This is a genomic window from Paraburkholderia sp. Cpub6 (assembly GCF_014201065.1).
Classification (GTDB): Bacteria; Pseudomonadota; Gammaproteobacteria; order Burkholderiales; family Burkholderiaceae; genus Paraburkholderia; species Paraburkholderia tuberum.
This window is the reverse complement of record NZ_JACHDM010000004.1, coordinates 56,755-73,069: the sequence shown is the minus strand read 5'-3', so window position 1 is coordinate 73,069 and position 16,315 is coordinate 56,755. Positions and strand designations below refer to the sequence as shown.

At 62.8% G+C, this 16,315-nt stretch carries 13 protein-coding genes; 4 read left to right on the top strand and 9 right to left on the bottom strand.

The window, feature by feature from the left end:
* Positions 1 to 53: 53 nt before the first annotated feature.
* Positions 54 to 1,076: a dicarboxylate transporter/tellurite-resistance protein TehA gene (gene tehA / locus HDG33_RS09270; protein WP_184024568.1), complete on the top strand. Its 1,023-nt coding sequence runs from the start codon at positions 54 to 56 to the stop codon at positions 1,074 to 1,076.
* A gap of 65 nt (positions 1,077 to 1,141) precedes the next feature.
* Here tehA and HDG33_RS09265 read toward each other — a convergent pair whose 3' ends face one another.
* On the bottom strand, positions 1,142 to 1,633 hold the full coding sequence (locus HDG33_RS09265; RefSeq protein ID WP_184024565.1) for a DUF4126 domain-containing protein: 492 nt from the start codon (positions 1,631 to 1,633) through the stop codon (positions 1,142 to 1,144).
* Positions 1,634 to 1,973: 340 nt separating this feature from the next.
* Here HDG33_RS09265 and HDG33_RS09260 point away from each other — a divergent pair, with 340 nt between their 5' ends.
* Entirely contained in the window at positions 1,974 to 2,852 is an 879-nt protein-coding gene (locus HDG33_RS09260) for a LysR family transcriptional regulator (protein WP_184024562.1), read from the top strand.
* Positions 2,853 to 2,856: 4 nt separating this feature from the next.
* Here HDG33_RS09260 and HDG33_RS09255 read toward each other — a convergent pair whose 3' ends face one another.
* A complete protein-coding gene (locus HDG33_RS09255) occupies positions 2,857 to 3,108 on the bottom strand; it encodes a hypothetical protein (RefSeq protein WP_184024559.1) in 252 nt (83 codons plus the stop codon).
* Positions 3,109 to 3,148: 40 nt separating this feature from the next.
* Positions 3,149 to 3,670, bottom strand: coding sequence for a lecithin retinol acyltransferase family protein (locus HDG33_RS09250; protein ID WP_184024556.1), 522 nt, complete (start codon positions 3,668 to 3,670; stop codon positions 3,149 to 3,151).
* Positions 3,671 to 4,117: 447 nt separating this feature from the next.
* Here HDG33_RS09250 and HDG33_RS09245 point away from each other — a divergent pair, with 447 nt between their 5' ends.
* Complete coding sequence (locus tag HDG33_RS09245) at positions 4,118 to 4,405, top strand: hypothetical protein (protein WP_184024553.1); 288 nt, start codon at positions 4,118 to 4,120, stop codon at positions 4,403 to 4,405.
* A 5-nt stretch (positions 4,406 to 4,410) separates the two neighbouring features.
* Positions 4,411 to 5,181 (top strand): protein phosphatase 2C domain-containing protein, encoded by a 771-nt coding sequence (locus tag HDG33_RS09240; protein WP_184024550.1) that lies wholly within the window; start codon positions 4,411 to 4,413, stop codon positions 5,179 to 5,181.
* 45 nt (positions 5,182 to 5,226) lie between these two features.
* On the opposite strand, the gene HDG33_RS09235 is transcribed toward HDG33_RS09240, so the two are convergent.
* From HDG33_RS09235 to HDG33_RS09210, 6 genes are all read right to left on the bottom strand, one after another.
* A complete protein-coding gene (locus tag HDG33_RS09235) occupies positions 5,227 to 6,582 on the bottom strand; it encodes a sigma-54-dependent Fis family transcriptional regulator (RefSeq protein ID WP_184024547.1) in 1,356 nt (451 codons plus the stop codon).
* Positions 6,579 to 9,647 carry a peptidase domain-containing ABC transporter gene (locus HDG33_RS09230; RefSeq protein ID WP_184024544.1) on the bottom strand — a complete coding sequence of 1,023 codons (3,069 nt, stop codon included), beginning with the start codon at positions 9,645 to 9,647 and terminating at the stop codon, positions 6,579 to 6,581. The genes HDG33_RS09235 and HDG33_RS09230 overlap by 4 nt, the downstream gene beginning before the upstream one ends.
* A 39-nt stretch (positions 9,648 to 9,686) precedes the next feature.
* Positions 9,687 to 10,439, bottom strand: coding sequence for a peptidylprolyl isomerase (locus tag HDG33_RS09225; protein WP_184024541.1), 753 nt, complete (start codon positions 10,437 to 10,439; stop codon positions 9,687 to 9,689).
* 37 nt (positions 10,440 to 10,476) lie between these two features.
* The gene (locus HDG33_RS09220; RefSeq protein ID WP_184024538.1) at positions 10,477 to 11,850 is read right to left on the bottom strand and encodes an HlyD family efflux transporter periplasmic adaptor subunit; all 1,374 of its coding nucleotides are present in this window, start codon (positions 11,848 to 11,850) and stop codon (positions 10,477 to 10,479) included.
* The gene (locus HDG33_RS09215; RefSeq protein WP_184024535.1) at positions 11,828 to 14,440 is read right to left on the bottom strand and encodes an FHA domain-containing protein; all 2,613 of its coding nucleotides are present in this window, start codon (positions 14,438 to 14,440) and stop codon (positions 11,828 to 11,830) included. The genes HDG33_RS09220 and HDG33_RS09215 overlap by 23 nt, the downstream gene beginning before the upstream one ends.
* 239 nt (positions 14,441 to 14,679) lie before the next feature.
* Entirely contained in the window at positions 14,680 to 16,056 is a 1,377-nt protein-coding gene (locus tag HDG33_RS09210) for an efflux transporter outer membrane subunit (protein WP_221311358.1), read from the bottom strand.
* Between the last annotated feature and the right edge of the window lie 259 nt (positions 16,057 to 16,315).

Below are 16,315 nucleotides of genomic sequence, written 5' to 3'. Positions count from 1 at the left end.
TCGATCGCGCAGGGCCAGCAACCCGCAGCGCGACGCAACTTTCGGAGGTCGTCATGAACAGCAATCGTGGTGCGGTTCCCGCTGGCTTCTTGAGCATCGCGGTGGGCTCGTTGGCGCTTGCCAACCTGTGGCGCGTCGCAATCCGCCTGTGGCACTTGCCGGCCGTCGCCGGCAGCGTGGTGACGATCGCGGCGCTCGCCGTCTGGGTCATCATTCTGTCCGCCTACGCGCACAAGTGGTTCGCACGGACCGCCGACGCACGCGCCGAACTGGACCATCCGGTGCAGTCTTCGTTCGTCGCGCTCGCGCCGATCTCGACGCTGCTTGCCGCGCAACTGCTGCAGCCGTACGCGCATACGCTCGCGCTGACGCTGTACGGCATCGCGGCGATCGCGCAACTTGGGCTCGGCGTCTATCTACAGGGCAAGCTGTGGCAAGGCGGCCGCAAGCCCGAACTGACCACACCGGCGATCTATCTGCCGACGGTCGGAGCGGGCTTCGTCGCGGCGGCGAGCTCGGCCGCATTCGGCTTCCATCAACTGGGCGAGCTGTTTTTCGGCGGCGGCATGCTGGCGTGGCTCGCGCTCGAATCGATGATCCTGCATCGCGCCGCCGTGCATGAACCGCTGCCCGAAGCGCTGCGCCCGACCCTCGGCGTGCAACTCGCGCCGCCAGTCGTCGGTGGTGTCGCGTATCTGAGCCTCACCAGCGGCACGCCCGATCTGTTCGCCTACGCGTTGCTCGGCTACGGTCTCTATCAGGCGCTGATGCTGCTGCGTTTGCTGCCGTGGATCCGCCAACAGGCATTCGTGCCCGGCTACTGGGCGTTCAGCTTCGGCGTAGCGGCGTTGCCGACGATGGCGCTGCGTCTCGTCGAACGCGGCGCGACGGGTCCGATCGAATTCGCGGCACCGGTTCTGTTCGTGGTGGCGAACGCGATCATCGCGATTCTGGTCGTGAAGACGCTTCAGCTGCTCGTGCAAGGCAAGCTGATGCCGCCCGTGGCGGCGAGTTCGACGGCGGCGGCGCCGGTCACGCAAGTCACGACGGCCGCGCGGATCGCCCGGGTTCGATAAGCTGCGGGCAGCGACCGAACGCGGCGGCGACGCGCAAAGCGTCCCGCCGCGTTTTTGCGTTCGTGTCAGAACCCGTGCAACGACACGACGATCAACGCAGCCGCGACGATCGCGACCACGTCCTCGATCAACGCCGCGGGCGCATCGCGCCCGAACATGCTGGCGAGCGAACTGCGCACCTTCGCGCCGCCGAGCGTGCCGATCACCGCGCCTACCGCGCCGACCACCGCGCCCACCACCCCGACGATCGTGCCGCCCGCCAGGCCGCCATGCGCGCCGCTGATCGCCGCGCCGCTCAGCGCACCGAGCACGATTCGCGCGCCGAACTGCAGCGGCACCTTGCGGCTCGGCGTTTCGGGCAATTGATCCGTGATCAGTTCGATGACCGCCAGCACGGTGAAGATATACGGCGTGGCCGCGAAGCCGAGGAAGGCAAGCGACGTGCCTTGCAGCGGCAGCCATCCCAGACGCGCGGCCCAGCTGACGGCGGCGGGGGCGATCATCGAGCGAAGGCCGGCGACGACGCCAATCAGCAAGGCCAGAACATACACGGACATAGCGGACTCCCGATCGAGGGCAATGATGCAAGGTTGCACGAGCCGACGGCTTACCTGGACGAACGTCGGCAGAACATGTCGAGCATTCCATCTGGACAGTCAACTTCTCACTACCTACATCGAGGCAATCCGCGGCGGCCGTTCACCGTTGCTCACAATTTCCGGCTCTTCATTGCCGACTCGCCACCGCGCGTCTGGCGCGGTGCCGCGCATGCGATTGCCCCCGTCGATGTGGCCCTAGTGTCGCACAATTCGACTGGCGAATAACAGACAGGGAGTCGGCGAGGTGCGCCGATGGTGATAAGTTAGCCCACTCACAAGAAAATCTTGTATCTGCACCATGAGACCGTATCTTCCGCTCAACGCGCTGCGCGCGTTCGAATCGTCCGCGCGGCATCTGAGCTTCACGCGCGCCGCGCAAGAGCTGAACGTGACCCAAGCCGCGGTCAGCCAGCAGGTGCGCTCGCTGGAGGAGCGGCTCGGCACCGCGCTATTCAAGCGTTTGCCGCGCGGCCTCGCGATGACCGACGAAGGGCTCGCGCTGCGCCCCGTGCTGTCCGACGCGTTCGATCGTATCGAGGCAGTGCTCAAGCAGTTCGACGGCGGGCATTTTCACGAGGTGCTGACGGTCGGTGTGGTCGGCACGTTCGCGGTCGGCTGGCTGATGCCGCGCCTGAAGTCGTTTCGCGACGCGCATCCGTTCGTCGAGCTGCGGCTGCTGACCAATAACAACCTCGTCGACCTCGCGACCGAGGGCCTCGATTTCGCGATCCGTTTCGGCGACGGCACGTGGCCCGGCTCGCTCGCCACCAAACTGCTCGACGCGCCGCTCGCGCTGCTCTGCACGCCCGAGATCGCCGCGCGCCTCGCACGGCCCGACGATCTCGCCAACGAAACGCTGCTGCGCTCGTACCGCATGGACGACTGGATGAACTGGTTCGCGGCCGCGGGCATCGCGCCGCGGCCGGTGCGCGGACCGGTGTTCGATTCGTCGCGGTTGATGGTGGAGGCGGCGATACAGGGCGCGGGCATCGCGCTCGTGCCTGCGTTGATGTTCGAACGGGAGATCAATACCGGGCGTCTGGTGCGCCCGTTCGACGTCGAGGTCAAGGCGGGCAGTTACTGGCTGACCTGCCTGAAGGGCAAGCCGATGACGCCGGCGATGTTGCTGTTCAGTCAGTGGCTCGCCAAGGAAGCGGCCACGGCGGGTCACGCATGAGTTCCTACGCGGCCGTGCGGCAATACCCGTTCATCGCGGGCCGCTCGGCTTGCGGCGGGAACACGTTCCACGAACCGTCGCCGTGGCGGAAGAAGAAAATCGACAGCAATCCTTCCGGCTTCAACGCCTGCACACATACATAGCGTTGCTGTTGCGACGCGCGATGGCAGAACCGCACCACGCGCGCGGGCATCGACGGCGTGGGTGCGAGCCATTTGTCGACGGCCCAGTGCAAGCTTTTTTCCGCGGCTACCATGATGTTCTCCTCGAATCGTCCCGTTCCTGACGCGCTGCGTTCACGCGAGTTGCGCGAGTTGCGCCACGCGGTGTTCGTTCCTCGCCCCGCTCTCGACAAACGCCTTCACGAGGCACAGCAGTGCGCGCATGCCCGTGCTCGGATGGCGCAAGCAGCAATGCACCTGTTCGCTGCGGCTTTCGCCGAGCAGACACCACGCGCAGAAGTGTTCGCAGTTGTTGGTCAGCAGGCGATAGCGGTTTTCGCCGAGGCGGGAGCGCGCGCGGCGCACCGCATCGGCGCCGACGTAGATCGCGCTCGGCGTCGCGCGAACCGATAGCGAATGGCCGGCGGCGAAGCGCGCGAGTTCGACTTCCTCCACCGGTCCGGGATGCGCGGAGGCCGCAAAGCCCGAGTAGTGCACGACGCGGCCGTTGCCGACATAGATGCCGTGATGTTCGTAGCCGTTGCGTTGCGTGACCAGATGCGCGCCGATCGGCAGATCGATCGTCGATGATGCGGTGTCGCAAGCGGCTGCGGATTGCGGGTCGTCGTCGCGTGTACCGAGCGTTTGGGTGTTCATGGCTGGCCTCGTTCGCATTCCAACACTGTTGCGACAGCTTTTGCATCATCCGGGCCAGGCGCCGGAAAACCCCTGTTTACAGGGTTGACGGCCGATCGAGCGGTTTTCTGAAGAGGAAGATGTCAGGACTGGACCAACAGAAATCGCGCTGATCTGTTGGTGTGCGACGCTCATTTGCGAGCTGTCGCGGGTTGATTTCAACTGAATGGAGAACCCGTGGGACCCCGCCGAATGTGTTGGGTCTCACACCTGTTCGAATGTTGGCTTGTTGGCCGCGAGCCGACCGATCGCATCGATCGCGTTCGCGGTAAAGCCGCGCAAGCCGCGCCAGTCAATGCGCCGCGGGCTTCGCGTCGAATCCGCCCCCGATTGGCATGGCCTTTGCACCGTGTGGTGCAGAGTCCATTCAGCCGCGCGCATTGCGTACGCGGCCAACCGGAGAACGACATGTCCTGCATCAAATTGCACGACCTCTCGCTGAACCTCGCGCTCGATCGCAAAGCGATGGCGGCGATTCGCGGTGGCGGCGGCGCGCCATGGATCTATGGCTGGATTCAGCCGTACGTGCCGCAAACGCCGAGCATTGGGCCGGTGGTCAATCTGTACGAGGTCTCCAACAACTTCTATGCTAACCAGATGATCAACCAGTTCCAGTCGGTCGACGTACGCAACACCGGCGCGAACGCGAACCTCACCGTGTCTCCGGACGCACGCAACCGAAACGATATGGTGTAGCCGTTGTGACATGCGAGAGCCAATTTCGCTGGACGTCGTCCGCGCGTTCCGACCCGGGACGGGTCCGCGAAATCAACGAAGATGCCTGCCTCGACGAGCCCGAAGCGGGACGCTGGGCTGTCGCCGATGGGATGGGCGGTCACGCGGTCGGCGACGTTGCCAGCCGCACCGTGATCGACGCGTTGACTCAACTGGCCGCGCCGCACGGCCTCAGAATGCTGATCGCCGATGTACGCGCGCGTCTGCAAACCGCGAACCGTCAATTGCGCGACGAAGCCGCGCGCCGCCAGGTGCAGCGCATCGGCAGCACCGTGGTCGTGCTGCTTGCATACGATCGCTTCTGCGGCTACGTGTGGGCCGGCGACAGCCGCATCTACCTGTACCGCGCGGGGCAATTGCGGCAACTGACGCGCGATCACAGCCAGGTCGAGGAGCTGCGCTCGCTCGGCGTCATCACCGACGAAGAGGCGCGCCATCATCCCGCGCAGCACATGATCACGCGCGCGGTCGGGGCAACGGATTCGCTCGAACTCGACGACGACGCGATCGAAGTCGCCGACGGCGACGTGTTCCTGTTGTGCAGCGACGGTCTCAGCAACGAACTGAGCGACGACGAGATCGCCGACGTGCTGACCACGGCGGAGCGCGAAAACGCATGTTGCGAACTCGTCGACCTCGCGCTCGCGCGCGGCGGGCGCGACAACATCACCGCAGTGGTCGTCGAAGCGCAGGACCCGAATGCGGCGGACAAGACCTTGCTGAACCCGGCGCCTTGATGATCTTCAGGCGCGCGTTTCACCGAGCGTTCAGTGGTCCTTCACTCAGCCTTCGTCGTCTTCCTCGTCGCGCTCGTTCGCGCCGTTCTTCGAGGACGGCGCATTGCGATTGCGGAAATCCTTCGAGTGCAGGCCGTGCTTTTTCAGCAGCATCTGCAAGTGCGAGCGATTCATATCGATGCGCCGCGCCAGTTCGGCGACGGTCCCGCTGACTTCACGCAGTCCGCGTTCGAGGAACGCTTTTTCGGCGTCGTCGCTGGCCGCCCGCTTCGCGTCGCTCAACGACATCAGATTCGCGACGCTGATCGGCTGCTCGCCGCTCGCCTGTCCGCCCTCCGCCTGCGCCGCCGCCGAACCGGGTGCGACGGGTCGCATATCGAGCGGCAAATGCTCGACGTCGGCCATGTCTGCAGCCAGACACGAGATGCGGTACATCACGTTGCGCAATTCGCGAATGTTGCCCGGATACGCGTAGCTCAGTAGAAAGTCCCGCAAACGCGGCGTCAACCTGACTGGCCGGCGTTTCAGCGTGCCCGCCGCTTCGTCGCCGAACCACGCAATCAGCAATGGAATTTCGTCGCGCCGTTCGCGCAGCGGCGGCAACGTCACGTGAATCACGCTGAGCCGGTAGAACAGATCCTCGCGAAACCGGCCTTCCTCGCTGAGCTTGCGCAGATTGCGATTGGTCGCCGCGACGATGCGCGTATCGACCGCGATCGTTTCGTCGGAGCCGACGCGTTGAATCTCGTGCGCCTCGAGCACACGCAGCAGCTTGACCTGGCCCGCGAGCGGCAACTCGCCGATTTCGTCGAGAAAGATCGTGCCCGTATGCGCGCTTTCGAATTTTCCCTTGCGGTCGCTCGACGCGCCGGTGAATGCGCCCTTGCGATGCCCGAATAGTTCGGATTCGAGCAGATTGTCCGGAATCGCGCCGCAGTTCACCGAAATGAACGGCTTGTCCGCACGCGCGCCATTCGCGTGAATCACTTTCGCCATCAGCTCCTTGCCGGTGCCGCTTTCTCCATCGATCAACACCGGCAAATCGGTTGGCGCCGCTTTTTCCGCGATTTCGAGCGATTCGAGCAAACGCGGGTTGTCGCCGAACGTGCCCTCGAAAATGAAGCTGCGTTCGAGCAGTGCCTTGCGGCGCGCACCGCGCGATTGCTCCGCGCTCGTCTGCGGCTCGCCCGCGGTGGCCGCCTGCACGAAGCGCTCCTTGTGCGAAAGCTGCATCACTTCGTCGCGCAACGACGTGGCCTGCCTCAGCAGCTTGTCGATATCGGCGCGTTCGAGCCGCGACGACCAGCGCAACGTGGAGCGCAGGATCTCGATCCGCTCGATCAGTCCCGCGTACGATATCGCGGGACTCGCCTCTTCAATCTGGTCGAGTATCTTCATCATGATGCGCTCAACTGTTTCTGCACGAGCTGATAGTACATGCCGCCGCGCTGGATCAGCTCCTCGTGACGGCCCTGTTCGACGATCGCGCCTTCATACAGCACGAGAATCTTGTCCGCGCGCATGATCGTGCTGAGCCGATGCGCGATGATCACCGCCGTGCGGCCCTTCAGGATGTCGTGCATATTGCCGAGAATATTGCTTTCCGATTGCGAGTCGAGCGCCGACGTCGCCTCGTCGAACACGAGCAGACGCGGATCGTGATACAACGCACGCGCAATGCAAAGCCGCTGGATTTGACCGCCCGACAAACCGATGCCGCGCTCGCCGACGATCTGCTCATAACCGAGCGGCATCTTGCTGATGAAGCCATGCGCGTCGGCCATTTTCGCGACTTCCTCGATGCGGCGGCGCTCCGGCGCGTCGTCGCCGCTTGCGATGTTCTCGGCGATCGTGCCCGAGAACAGCAGATTGCTTTGCATCACGTAGCCGATTTGCGCGCGGAAATAAGTCTTGTCGATCACGCCGGAGTCATAGCCGTCGATCGTTATTTTCCCTTCGCTCGGCTGATAGAAGCCAACCAGCAGCTTCGCGAGCGTGGTTTTGCCCGACCCGCTGCGCCCGACGATCGCGACCAGTTCACCCGGCTTGATATCGAAGCTGATGTTCTCCAGCACATAAGCGGAATCCTCTTCGCCATAGCGGAAGTACACGCCTTGCAGGCCGATTTCGCCTTGCAGCTCCGGCAGCATCACGCGCGAGGGCAAATCCTGCGGCTTCTGTTCGGGCTCGATATCGAGCACATCGCCGAGCCGTTCCATCGCGACACCCGCATCGTTGAGCATGCTCCACAAGCCGACGAGACCCATCAGCGGACTCAATACGCTGCCCATGAATGCATTGAACGCGATCAGCTGACCGATCGTCAATTCACGCGCGAGTACCAGATTCGCGCCGACCCAAAGAATCGCAATCGTCGTTGCCGCATTCAGCAATTGACTGCCAAAGCCGACCAGAATATTGAATGCGTGAGCGCGATACTGCAATTCGAGCGCCTTTGCGTATTTCTTCTCCCAGCGCAACCGTACCGGCCGCTCGATGCCCATGCCCTTGACGGTCTCGACGCCGGACAGAGCTTCCATCAGGAACGACTTCGCCTCGGTCGACGCCGTGAACACCTCGCGTGCGTAGCCCTTGATCTTCGGCGTCGCGATCACCGTGAGCCCCATGATCGGAATGACGAACGCGATCAACACCAGCGTCATCTTCACGTTGTACACGAACATGATCGTGAAGTAGATGAAGATCATCAGCAGATTCAGCGCGGTCGTCACGGTGGATTCGGTCAGGAACGCGCGGATCGTCTGGTTTTCCTGAAAGCGCGCGAAGATATCGCCGGTCTTGCGCTTCGCGAAGAACGAGAACGGCAGCGACAACGTATGCTTGAAGAACTGCGACATCATCGCGAAGTCCATGTTGCGAACCATGAAGTTCGCCAGATACGCGCGAATCGTCGACATCAACTGCGTGAAGACATTGGAGATGATGAGCCCGCCGATCAGCATATGCAGCAGACTGACGTTCTGATGCACGATCACGCCGTCCAGAATATTTTGAATGATCAGCGGTGGAATCACGCCGAGCACCTGAATCACGAACGTCGCCAGAAACAGATAGCCGAGTATCTTGCGGTACGGCCTCAGATAGCCGACAAAGCGAATCCACGGCGAGCGCTCGGCCGACATCTGCAGCAGCTGCGATCCGCCGGTAAACAATAGGCAGGTGCCGCTCCACCCGCGTTCGAAATCTTCGACGCTCAGCTTTCTGAAACCGAGTGCCGGGTCCGCCACCCAGACATAGTCTTTCGACAGCCCGTACACGACCACATAGTGATAGCCCTCCCAATGCACGATGAACGGCAGATCGAAGCCGCGCAGCGAATCGAACGTGCATTGCACGCCGCGCGTCGTGAAGCCGAGTGACTCGCCCGCGCGCGCGAGGCTGTCGAGCGTCGCACCCTGCGTCGTCACATTCGCGAGTTCGCGCAATTTGCCAAGCGTCATCGGAATGCCGTAATGGCGGCAGATCATCGCGAGACACGCGGCGCCGCAATCCATCTCCTCGGCCTGCTCGACGAGCGCGAAACGCCGGATGATCTTCTCGCCGAGTTCCGGCTTGCTGTGCAGGTCGAGCATCAACGGCAGCTTGCGCCGCTGTTCGAGCCGCTTTTGCCGCTGCAATTCGCGGTCGCCATAGCGGATGCGCTCGTCGAGCACTTCTCGCAGTTTCGGATTGCGCTCGAGAACGAAATGAACGGTGCGCTCGGGGATGACCAGCAGCCGCGTGTCGGTGGTTGCAACGACCGATGCCATCTGTTCCTGGCGCATCAGGCACGCCTTCTCGCCGAATATCTCCCCTTTGCCGAGCGTCGCGAGCGTATAGTCGTGGCCCTCCTCCTGCCGCACGATGCGCACCTGGCCTTGCCGCACCACATAAAGCCGCCTGTCGTCGCGGCCGTCCTGTTTCAGAACCTCCTTGCCGGCAGCGACCCGTTTTGCGCCGACGCTGCGCACGTACTCTTCGAGTTCCGCCTTGTTCAGCTTGCCGCGCAGATCGAACAATTGCGCGACGAAGCCCCCGGCCGAATTGATCGCCACATAGCTGGCGACGAACGCCAACGCAGCGGGGTTGCCCGCCATCACCGGTTCGATCGCGCTGCGCGGAATGAACAGCACTTCGGTCTTGCCCGACGAACGTACCGACGCTTCGTGAACGTACGAGCGCAACATCGCAATGTCGGCAAAGATCTCGCCCGACTTGCGCACGCCCATGCTGGTTTCCTTGCCGTGCTCCTCGGTGAAGATTCGTACCGTGCCCGAGCGGATCACATAGAGACCTTCAGCCACTTCACCGGCCGAGCACACCGTTTCGCCAAACGAATAGAACCTTGCCTGCGCGTACTCGGCAAGCCGCTCGATTTCGTCGCGCGAGAACGGCGACAGGATCTCCACCGAAGCGAGAAATTCGGCGGTGGAAGGCGCGGATGGCGCGGTCTGGAGGGCGTCCATGTATCGGTGAGCCTCGTTTTATCGGGCGCTAGTCGGGCACTAGCGCGCTTCGATCACGTGTTCCTGGGCGCGGGCAATGAGCCAGCTCTCGCGCAGCAAACGGCGGATTTCGGTGGCCACGTCGGCATCGAGCGTGGCCGGATATTTGGCCGTGACCGCGAAGATCTCGAAACACGAACGGTCGGCCGACGGAAACGGCCCAAGCAGATCGCCGACCGCCGCATTGAAGATCTTCGCCTCGATATCGGGCTTCAGCGAACCGCGCAGTACCTTGCCGATCACGCCGCCCGACTCGCGCGTATCGGCAATCGAATGCTCGCGCGCCATCTCGCCGAAGGCGTCCGGGTCGTCGTGCAGGTACGAGATCATTTCCTTCGCCTTGCCTTCGCTATCGAGCACGATATGGCTGACTTCGATCGCGTCGAACTTCGGTGAATTCAGCGCGAAGTAATCATGGATCGCCGCGTCGTTACCGATGTCGTCGAGCATCTTCTCCTGATAGAGCCCGTCGGTAATGAACGCCTCGAATTCGTCGAGGCTCACGTGCAGCGCGTCGAGATAATGATTCATGTCCGCCGCGCGATGCAGCCCGCGCACGCGGCGAAACTGATCCGCGCGCTGCTGGATTTCGTCGGCGCTGACGGCGACGCCCTGCTTCTTCGCCGCATGGACGGTAAGCTTGTCGCGCACGATCTGCTCGACCAGGCTCTCGAACTGGCCGGTCAGTTTCAGAAGACGAATGAACTCGTCCACGTCCACGACTTCGTCATCGATACGCACTATCGCGGTCATTTGCTCGGCTCCTTTCGTGGATGTTTGATTCGCGCGCTCAACCCGCCACCTCTCTGAACGGATCGAGACCGAGGTCGATCAGGCGCCGCTCGCGCACGACGATTTCCGCATTGGCGGTCATGCCGTAACGCAGCGGATAACGCGTGCCGGCCACCTGGTAGTAGTCCTTGTCCAGCGTGACACGGCCTTCGTAGACCGGTTGCTTGTCCTGTGCGGATGGCTTCGTGGCCGGCGAGATATAGGCGAGCGTGCCGCTGATCAACCCGTAGCGCTGGTAAGGAAACGCGTTGAACTTCAATTTGACAGGCAGGCCGACGTGCAGAAAGGCGCGGTCGTGTTCGGAGATTTCGATCTTCAGCACGGGCCGCGCGTCTTTTGGCGCAATGCCGCCGAGCGGTGCATTCGCCTGAATCTTGTCGCCGCGCTGCGTCGACGTGACGTCGGTGATCACACCTGAAACCGGCGCGAGAATCAGCAAGAAATTGTCTTTATCGATGTTCTCGAAACGCACGCGCGCGGCGGCATCGGCTTCGAGGCGCGCGCTTTGCAGTTGCACGCGCAGTTTGTCTTCCGCATCGGTGATGTCGCGCACCGCCTGATCGTATTGCAGCTGCAGATCGGTGCTTTGCTGGCCGCTCGTCGCGAGTTGCGCATTGGCCTGCGCGTATTCATGGCTCAGACGAAAGTCGAGCTCGGCCAGCTTCGACTGAGCGACACGGTAAGCGTTATCCGCTTCGAGCGCGGCCGTGCGTTTCTGCTCGACCTGTAATTCGGCAATGCCACCGCCGCCCGGCTGCGCGAACAGCCGCGAATAGCGATCGAGTTCCTGATTCGCCGCTTCGCGCGTGCGGCGCGCGTTGTCGAGCGAGCTGCGCGCTTCGTCGAGTTCGGCCTTCTGCCCTTCGGCAAGCTTCGTCGTGCCTTCTGAAACGCGATTCTCGTGCAAGCGCTCCTCGACTTCGAGTTGCGCCTTCAACGACGCGGCCTTGCGTTCCATCAACGCCTTCTTCTCCGGGAACTGCTTCCATTCGCGTTCGGCGTCTTCGAGCTTCACTTGTGCCTGTAACGCGTTGCTCGCTGCCTCGATCGCGCCGCGCGCATTGAGCCGCGCGAGCACGTCGCCTTTCGACACCGGCTGCCCCTCGGCGATATACAGATCCGCGAGTTCGCCGTCGATCGGCGTATAGATGCGCCGCACCTCCGATTCCGGCGACAACGTGCCGGGCGCACTGACGATCACATCCGCGCGGCCGACGAACGACCACAGCAAACCCGACACGACGAGCGCGACCATCGCCCAGATCAGCGCGCGCGCAAGCCGCACCGGCTCGGACGTCAGAATCGCAATGCCTTCGACGCTATGATCTTCGAGCGCCTCCGACAACGGTCTAGGGTGAGGATCGCGTTTCACTCTGATCGCCTCCAATCAACGCGAGCTTCGCTTTCAGCAGCCCAGGGTCCAGCACCATGCGCAACTCGGTCAACGCGCGGCGCTGCAAACTCGCTTCGGCTTCGATATCCGCGAGCAGGCGATCGAAGTCGGCGGGATGATCGGCCTTCAGCTGCGTATAGATGCGCATGCCCTGGCGTGCCGCCGTCTGCGCCTCGCTCAGCAGACGCGCCTCGTTGCGAAAGCCCGGCGAGATGCCGGCTTCGAGCCGCTGCGTGCCGCCGATCGGACCGTTCGCGCGGTACTCTTTCCACAGGCTTTGCGCGCGCACCAGCAGATCTTGCGCATGCGCGAGTGCCTTGTCATGCAATGCGGCCACGTCTTTCTGGATCGCCTGCACGAACCAGGCGTCGGTCCTCGGATCGAGGCTCGCGTAGAACGACAGCAGACGCTGGTCGTAATCTTTCCCGTCACGCGTTTTCCGCAGATCGTTGTATTGATCGGACAACGCCTTCTTGTGCGTCGCTTCGGCCGCGAGCACATCGGACCACGGGCTCGCCGGCATCGACTGCAAATCGTTCAGCGCCTGCTGCGCGTCGCCGCGCTGCCACGCGGCATCGACCGCGTCCTGCCGTTGAACGATGTCCGGCGACGGCAAGCGTGTAGACGCAAGCTGCTGGAATTGCGCCTGAAAAGGCGGCGTGCTGAAGCGCACCGTTTTCATCATCGCCAGCAATGACGTCAATTGACGGCTCAACGCGGCATTCAGCAACCCGGTGTATTGGCGCAAATCGTCGCGCACTCTATCGAGCCCCGCGAGCCGAGGATAACGCTGCGCGTAATCGTCGAGTACCGGCGGCAGCGCGTCGGGTTTGTCGCGCGAAAGTTCGGTATGAATTACGCCATTGAGCCGATCGATCGCGGCGACGTACACCGAATCGTCGCTTTCGAGCTTGCGCAGATGGCTGAGCGTGTGTGCGTAGGGCTCCGCGAAGGGCGGCACGTAACTCGCAATCCGATCGAGCGCGCGCTGGTGACTCGCCGCGTCGTCGTCCCAGCGGTGCAGCAGACCGTTGATCGTCGCTTCGTCCGTATACATGCGGATCGGCGCGTCGACGCCGCCACGCGCCGCGACGAAGCGTTCGAGATCGCCGACCCATTGCAATTCGCCGACCAGCGACGCGGCATCGGCGTCATTTCCGCTCAACGCCCTCATGTTCTTCAGCAGCGTGTCGGCCTGGTCGAACTGCGCTTTTTGCACGGCTTCGATCCAGCCCGGCAAGTTCGCTTTCAACAACGCCTCGCTCGCGAGCGCGCTGATTTTCGTGTCCGCCGGATGCGTGGCCAGATAGCCGCGCGCCATCGTGAGGGCGCTCGAGTAATCACCGCTCGCGAGCAGGCTCTTCAACTCCCGTTCCGATGAACCGTGCAGATAAAGGCCCACGCCAAGCGCAACCACGATCGCGATACCCGCTGCGCCCCATGCCGCCGCGCGCCGCACATTGGTGCGCTCGCCGTCCGCTAACGCCTTGTGGAGCTCGCCGGCGACCATCTTCCAGCGACGCGGCTTACCTCTTGCCGCGCTTTTAGCTTTGCCGCTTCTTTCGTTCGCGCCGTCTCTCGTATCGGCGGGATGCCCCGCCTGCGTACCTTTGGCGCCCTGCGCGCCATTTGCCGTCCCTGCTCCGTCTCGCTTCGCGCGTGCGGAGCCCGGCTGCGCCGCTTCATTCACTTCGTCTTCGCGTTGCAGCGCCGGATCGACGCAAAAGATGTCGAGAAACGAATGCGCAGTGCCGACGAAGGTTGTCTTGTCGGCATCGGCGGCACTGTCGACAGCGGGCTGAAGAGAGAGCTGGGTCACGGTGGGTTCGACGTCGGCGGAGTTCTGTAGCGACACCCTGTAGACGAAGTGGTCGCCGCCAAATGCAACGACGTCGCCGTCCGCTAGTGCAAGCGCCGATTCGCCGATCCGCTGTCCATTCACGAACGTGCCGTTGGTGCTGCCGAGATCCTCGACATAGAGCTCGCCGCCCTTCAGAAACAGGTGCGCATGGCGCCGGGAAATGTAATTGACCTGGTGCGGATAACGGTCTTTGTAGCGCGAGAAAACCTCGTCCGTTTTACTGACCAGAAATGGAAAAGCCAGCACGTCGACCGGCTGCAGACCCAGGTCATCGCGCTGCGGCACCAGCAATAGATGAATGAGGGGAGAAGCGCTTCCACACGTGACGACGCGCGCGCGCGGCTCGATGCCGACGCGATAGCGCAGTTCGCCGCCAAAGCAGAGTTCATCGCCGGCGCGTACACGCGCGGGGGTTTGTCGCACCGCGATGCCGTTGACCGTCGTGCCGTTCTTGCTGCCGAGATCGGCAACATAAATCGCGCCATGCTCGATGAAAACGCGCGCATGTCGGCGCGAGAGAGCGGCGGTCCATGGTGCGGGATAGTCGCTGAACGGCGCTTCGCTGCGGCCGATGGCGAACAGGTTGTCGACGATGCGAATGGCGTCGAGCGCGGGGCGCTGCGCGCAGGCAACCGGTGACAACACCACGTCGAAGGCAGCGTCCACTGTCACGCGCATTTCAGCAATCGGAGCTTCGCCGGTGGCCATTTTATCTGGATCGCTAAGCGTTTACCTGCCGCGGCGGGAACGCGGGGCGAACTGGACGAAGAACAACGGCGCAACGATTTTGTCGTGAAGAGCCACGCAAACGCTGACCCCTAAAGGATTGTAAGTCACGCATCGAGAGTGTCAATTTGGATATCGCCGGATGAGAAGACCGCGGATAAGCCGTCAGCCGACGAAATACCCGCGCGGTACGCCAACTCGTGGATTAGCTCAATGTTTCGTTACTTCTCTTTGACCTGCGCTTGCACGTCGACACCTGGCCATCCGCCGCCGAGCGCCTTATAAAGCGTTACCGTGTCGGACAGAATCAATTGGTGGTTTTCCAGCAACGCCTGTTGCGCCTCCAGCAAGGTCCGCTCGTCTTCGAATACTTCGAGTTGCGACACGACGCCAAGGCGCAGTTGCGACTGGATCTGATCAGCGACGATCTGCAGGCGCGACACCTGCTGCAGCAATTCCGCGTGCTGCGCCTTATGGGCACTCAGATTGACGAGCGCGTTCTCCACTTCCTCGAATGCGCCCATCACGGCCACGCGATATTGCTGCTCGGCGACTTTCGATTGCGCCTCGGTCACCTTCACATGTGCGCGCACGCCCGGATCGAACAGCGGAAAATTGATGCTCGGCATCAGGCCGAACGTGAACGACTTCAGCAACTGGTTAAGCGCGTAACTTGCTGTGCCGCCCTGCGCGGTGAGGCCGATGCTCGGCAATTGCGCGAGCTTCGACTGACCGACGAGGTTATAGGCCTCGAGCACCCTGAATTCGGCCGCCACCACGTCGGGGCGGCGCGACAGCAATTGCGCGGGCAAACCATCGGGCACGCCCGGCAATTTCACGCGCTCCTGTAAATGGCCTTGCGGCACATGGAATTCGCCGGCCGGCACGCCGAGCAACGTGCATAGCGCGTTGTCGGAGACCGCCCGCGATCGGCGCAGATCATAGAGATCGTTGGTGAGCCGGTTGATCTCCGCCTGCTGGCGCAACACCTGCGTTTGCGGCACGAGCCCATTGCGCGCCTGGCCTTCGTAGATCGTCAGGATTTGCTTGTTCGTGGCGATGGTCTTTTGCTGCTGTGCAATCTGGTCGTCGAATTGCAGGATCTGGAAATAGGTACTGGCCACATTCGCGACGAGTTCGAGATACCCCGCGCGCCAATCCGCCTCGCTCGCGTGGAATTCGGCCTTTTGCGCCTGCACGCCTTTTTCGACCTTGCCCCAGATGTCGATGTCCCAGTTCACCTGCAGCGCGAGGTTGTACGTCTTCGTCAAAGGCTGGCCAGTCGTCTTCGTATAGTCGGCGCCGGCACCGAGGTCCACCGTCGGCAATGCGGCCGCGCCTGTCTCGCCGATCTGCGTGTGCGCGACTTCGATACGTGCGGCCAGCACCCGGATATCGAAGTTGCCGTCAATCGCCTTGTCGATCAGCGTATCGAGGTACGGGTCCTGGAAGCCCTTCCACCAGTCGCGCTCGATCGTCTCCGCGGCCGATACCGGCGCGCCATTGCGATCCGACCACGATGTCTTGGCCGGCGTGTCCGGGCGTTGATAAGCCGGCATGCTGACGTCGACGCACGCGCTCACTGCCAAAGCGCACATCGTTGCCGCGCAGATCCCGCGCAGTACACGGGCTATGCGGCGAGGCGTCCTGGCTTCAGCAGGAACCCGCTGAAGGTCCGGCGAATCACACGACGAATCGAACGATGACTCCGGCAATGCTGACACGGTGGTCTCCAGTTGCACCCGCCTGTTTCGCGCGAGATGCCCGGTTTTTCAGCCCGAGCCGCTTCCGCGCGGCTTCGGCAATGAAGCGGCGGAAAAGTCGATGCGGGGAGCGGCGGATACGCGAAGGATGCGT

Coding starts and splice junctions, on each gene's coding strand:
- HDG33_RS09265 (WP_184024565.1), bottom strand. CDS start 1,633: ATGTCCGTGTATGTTCTGGCCTTGCTGATTGGCGTCGTCGCCGGCCTT.
- HDG33_RS09255 (WP_184024559.1), bottom strand. CDS start 3,108: ATGGTAGCCGCGGAAAAAAGCTTGCACTGGGCCGTCGACAAATGGCTC.
- HDG33_RS09235 (WP_184024547.1), bottom strand. CDS start 6,582: ATGATGAAGATACTCGACCAGATTGAAGAGGCGAGTCCCGCGATATCG.
- HDG33_RS09225 (WP_184024541.1), bottom strand. CDS start 10,439: ATGACCGCGATAGTGCGTATCGATGACGAAGTCGTGGACGTGGACGAG.
- HDG33_RS09210 (WP_221311358.1), bottom strand. CDS start 16,056: ATGTGCGCTTTGGCAGTGAGCGCGTGCGTCGACGTCAGCATGCCGGCT.
- HDG33_RS09250 (WP_184024556.1), bottom strand. CDS start 3,670: ATGAACACCCAAACGCTCGGTACACGCGACGACGACCCGCAATCCGCA.
- tehA (WP_184024568.1), top strand. CDS start 54: ATGAACAGCAATCGTGGTGCGGTTCCCGCTGGCTTCTTGAGCATCGCG.
- HDG33_RS09230 (WP_184024544.1), bottom strand. CDS start 9,647: ATGGACGCCCTCCAGACCGCGCCATCCGCGCCTTCCACCGCCGAATTT.
- HDG33_RS09260 (WP_184024562.1), top strand. CDS start 1,974: ATGAGACCGTATCTTCCGCTCAACGCGCTGCGCGCGTTCGAATCGTCC.
- HDG33_RS09215 (WP_184024535.1), bottom strand. CDS start 14,440: ATGGCCACCGGCGAAGCTCCGATTGCTGAAATGCGCGTGACAGTGGAC.
- HDG33_RS09245 (WP_184024553.1), top strand. CDS start 4,118: ATGTCCTGCATCAAATTGCACGACCTCTCGCTGAACCTCGCGCTCGAT.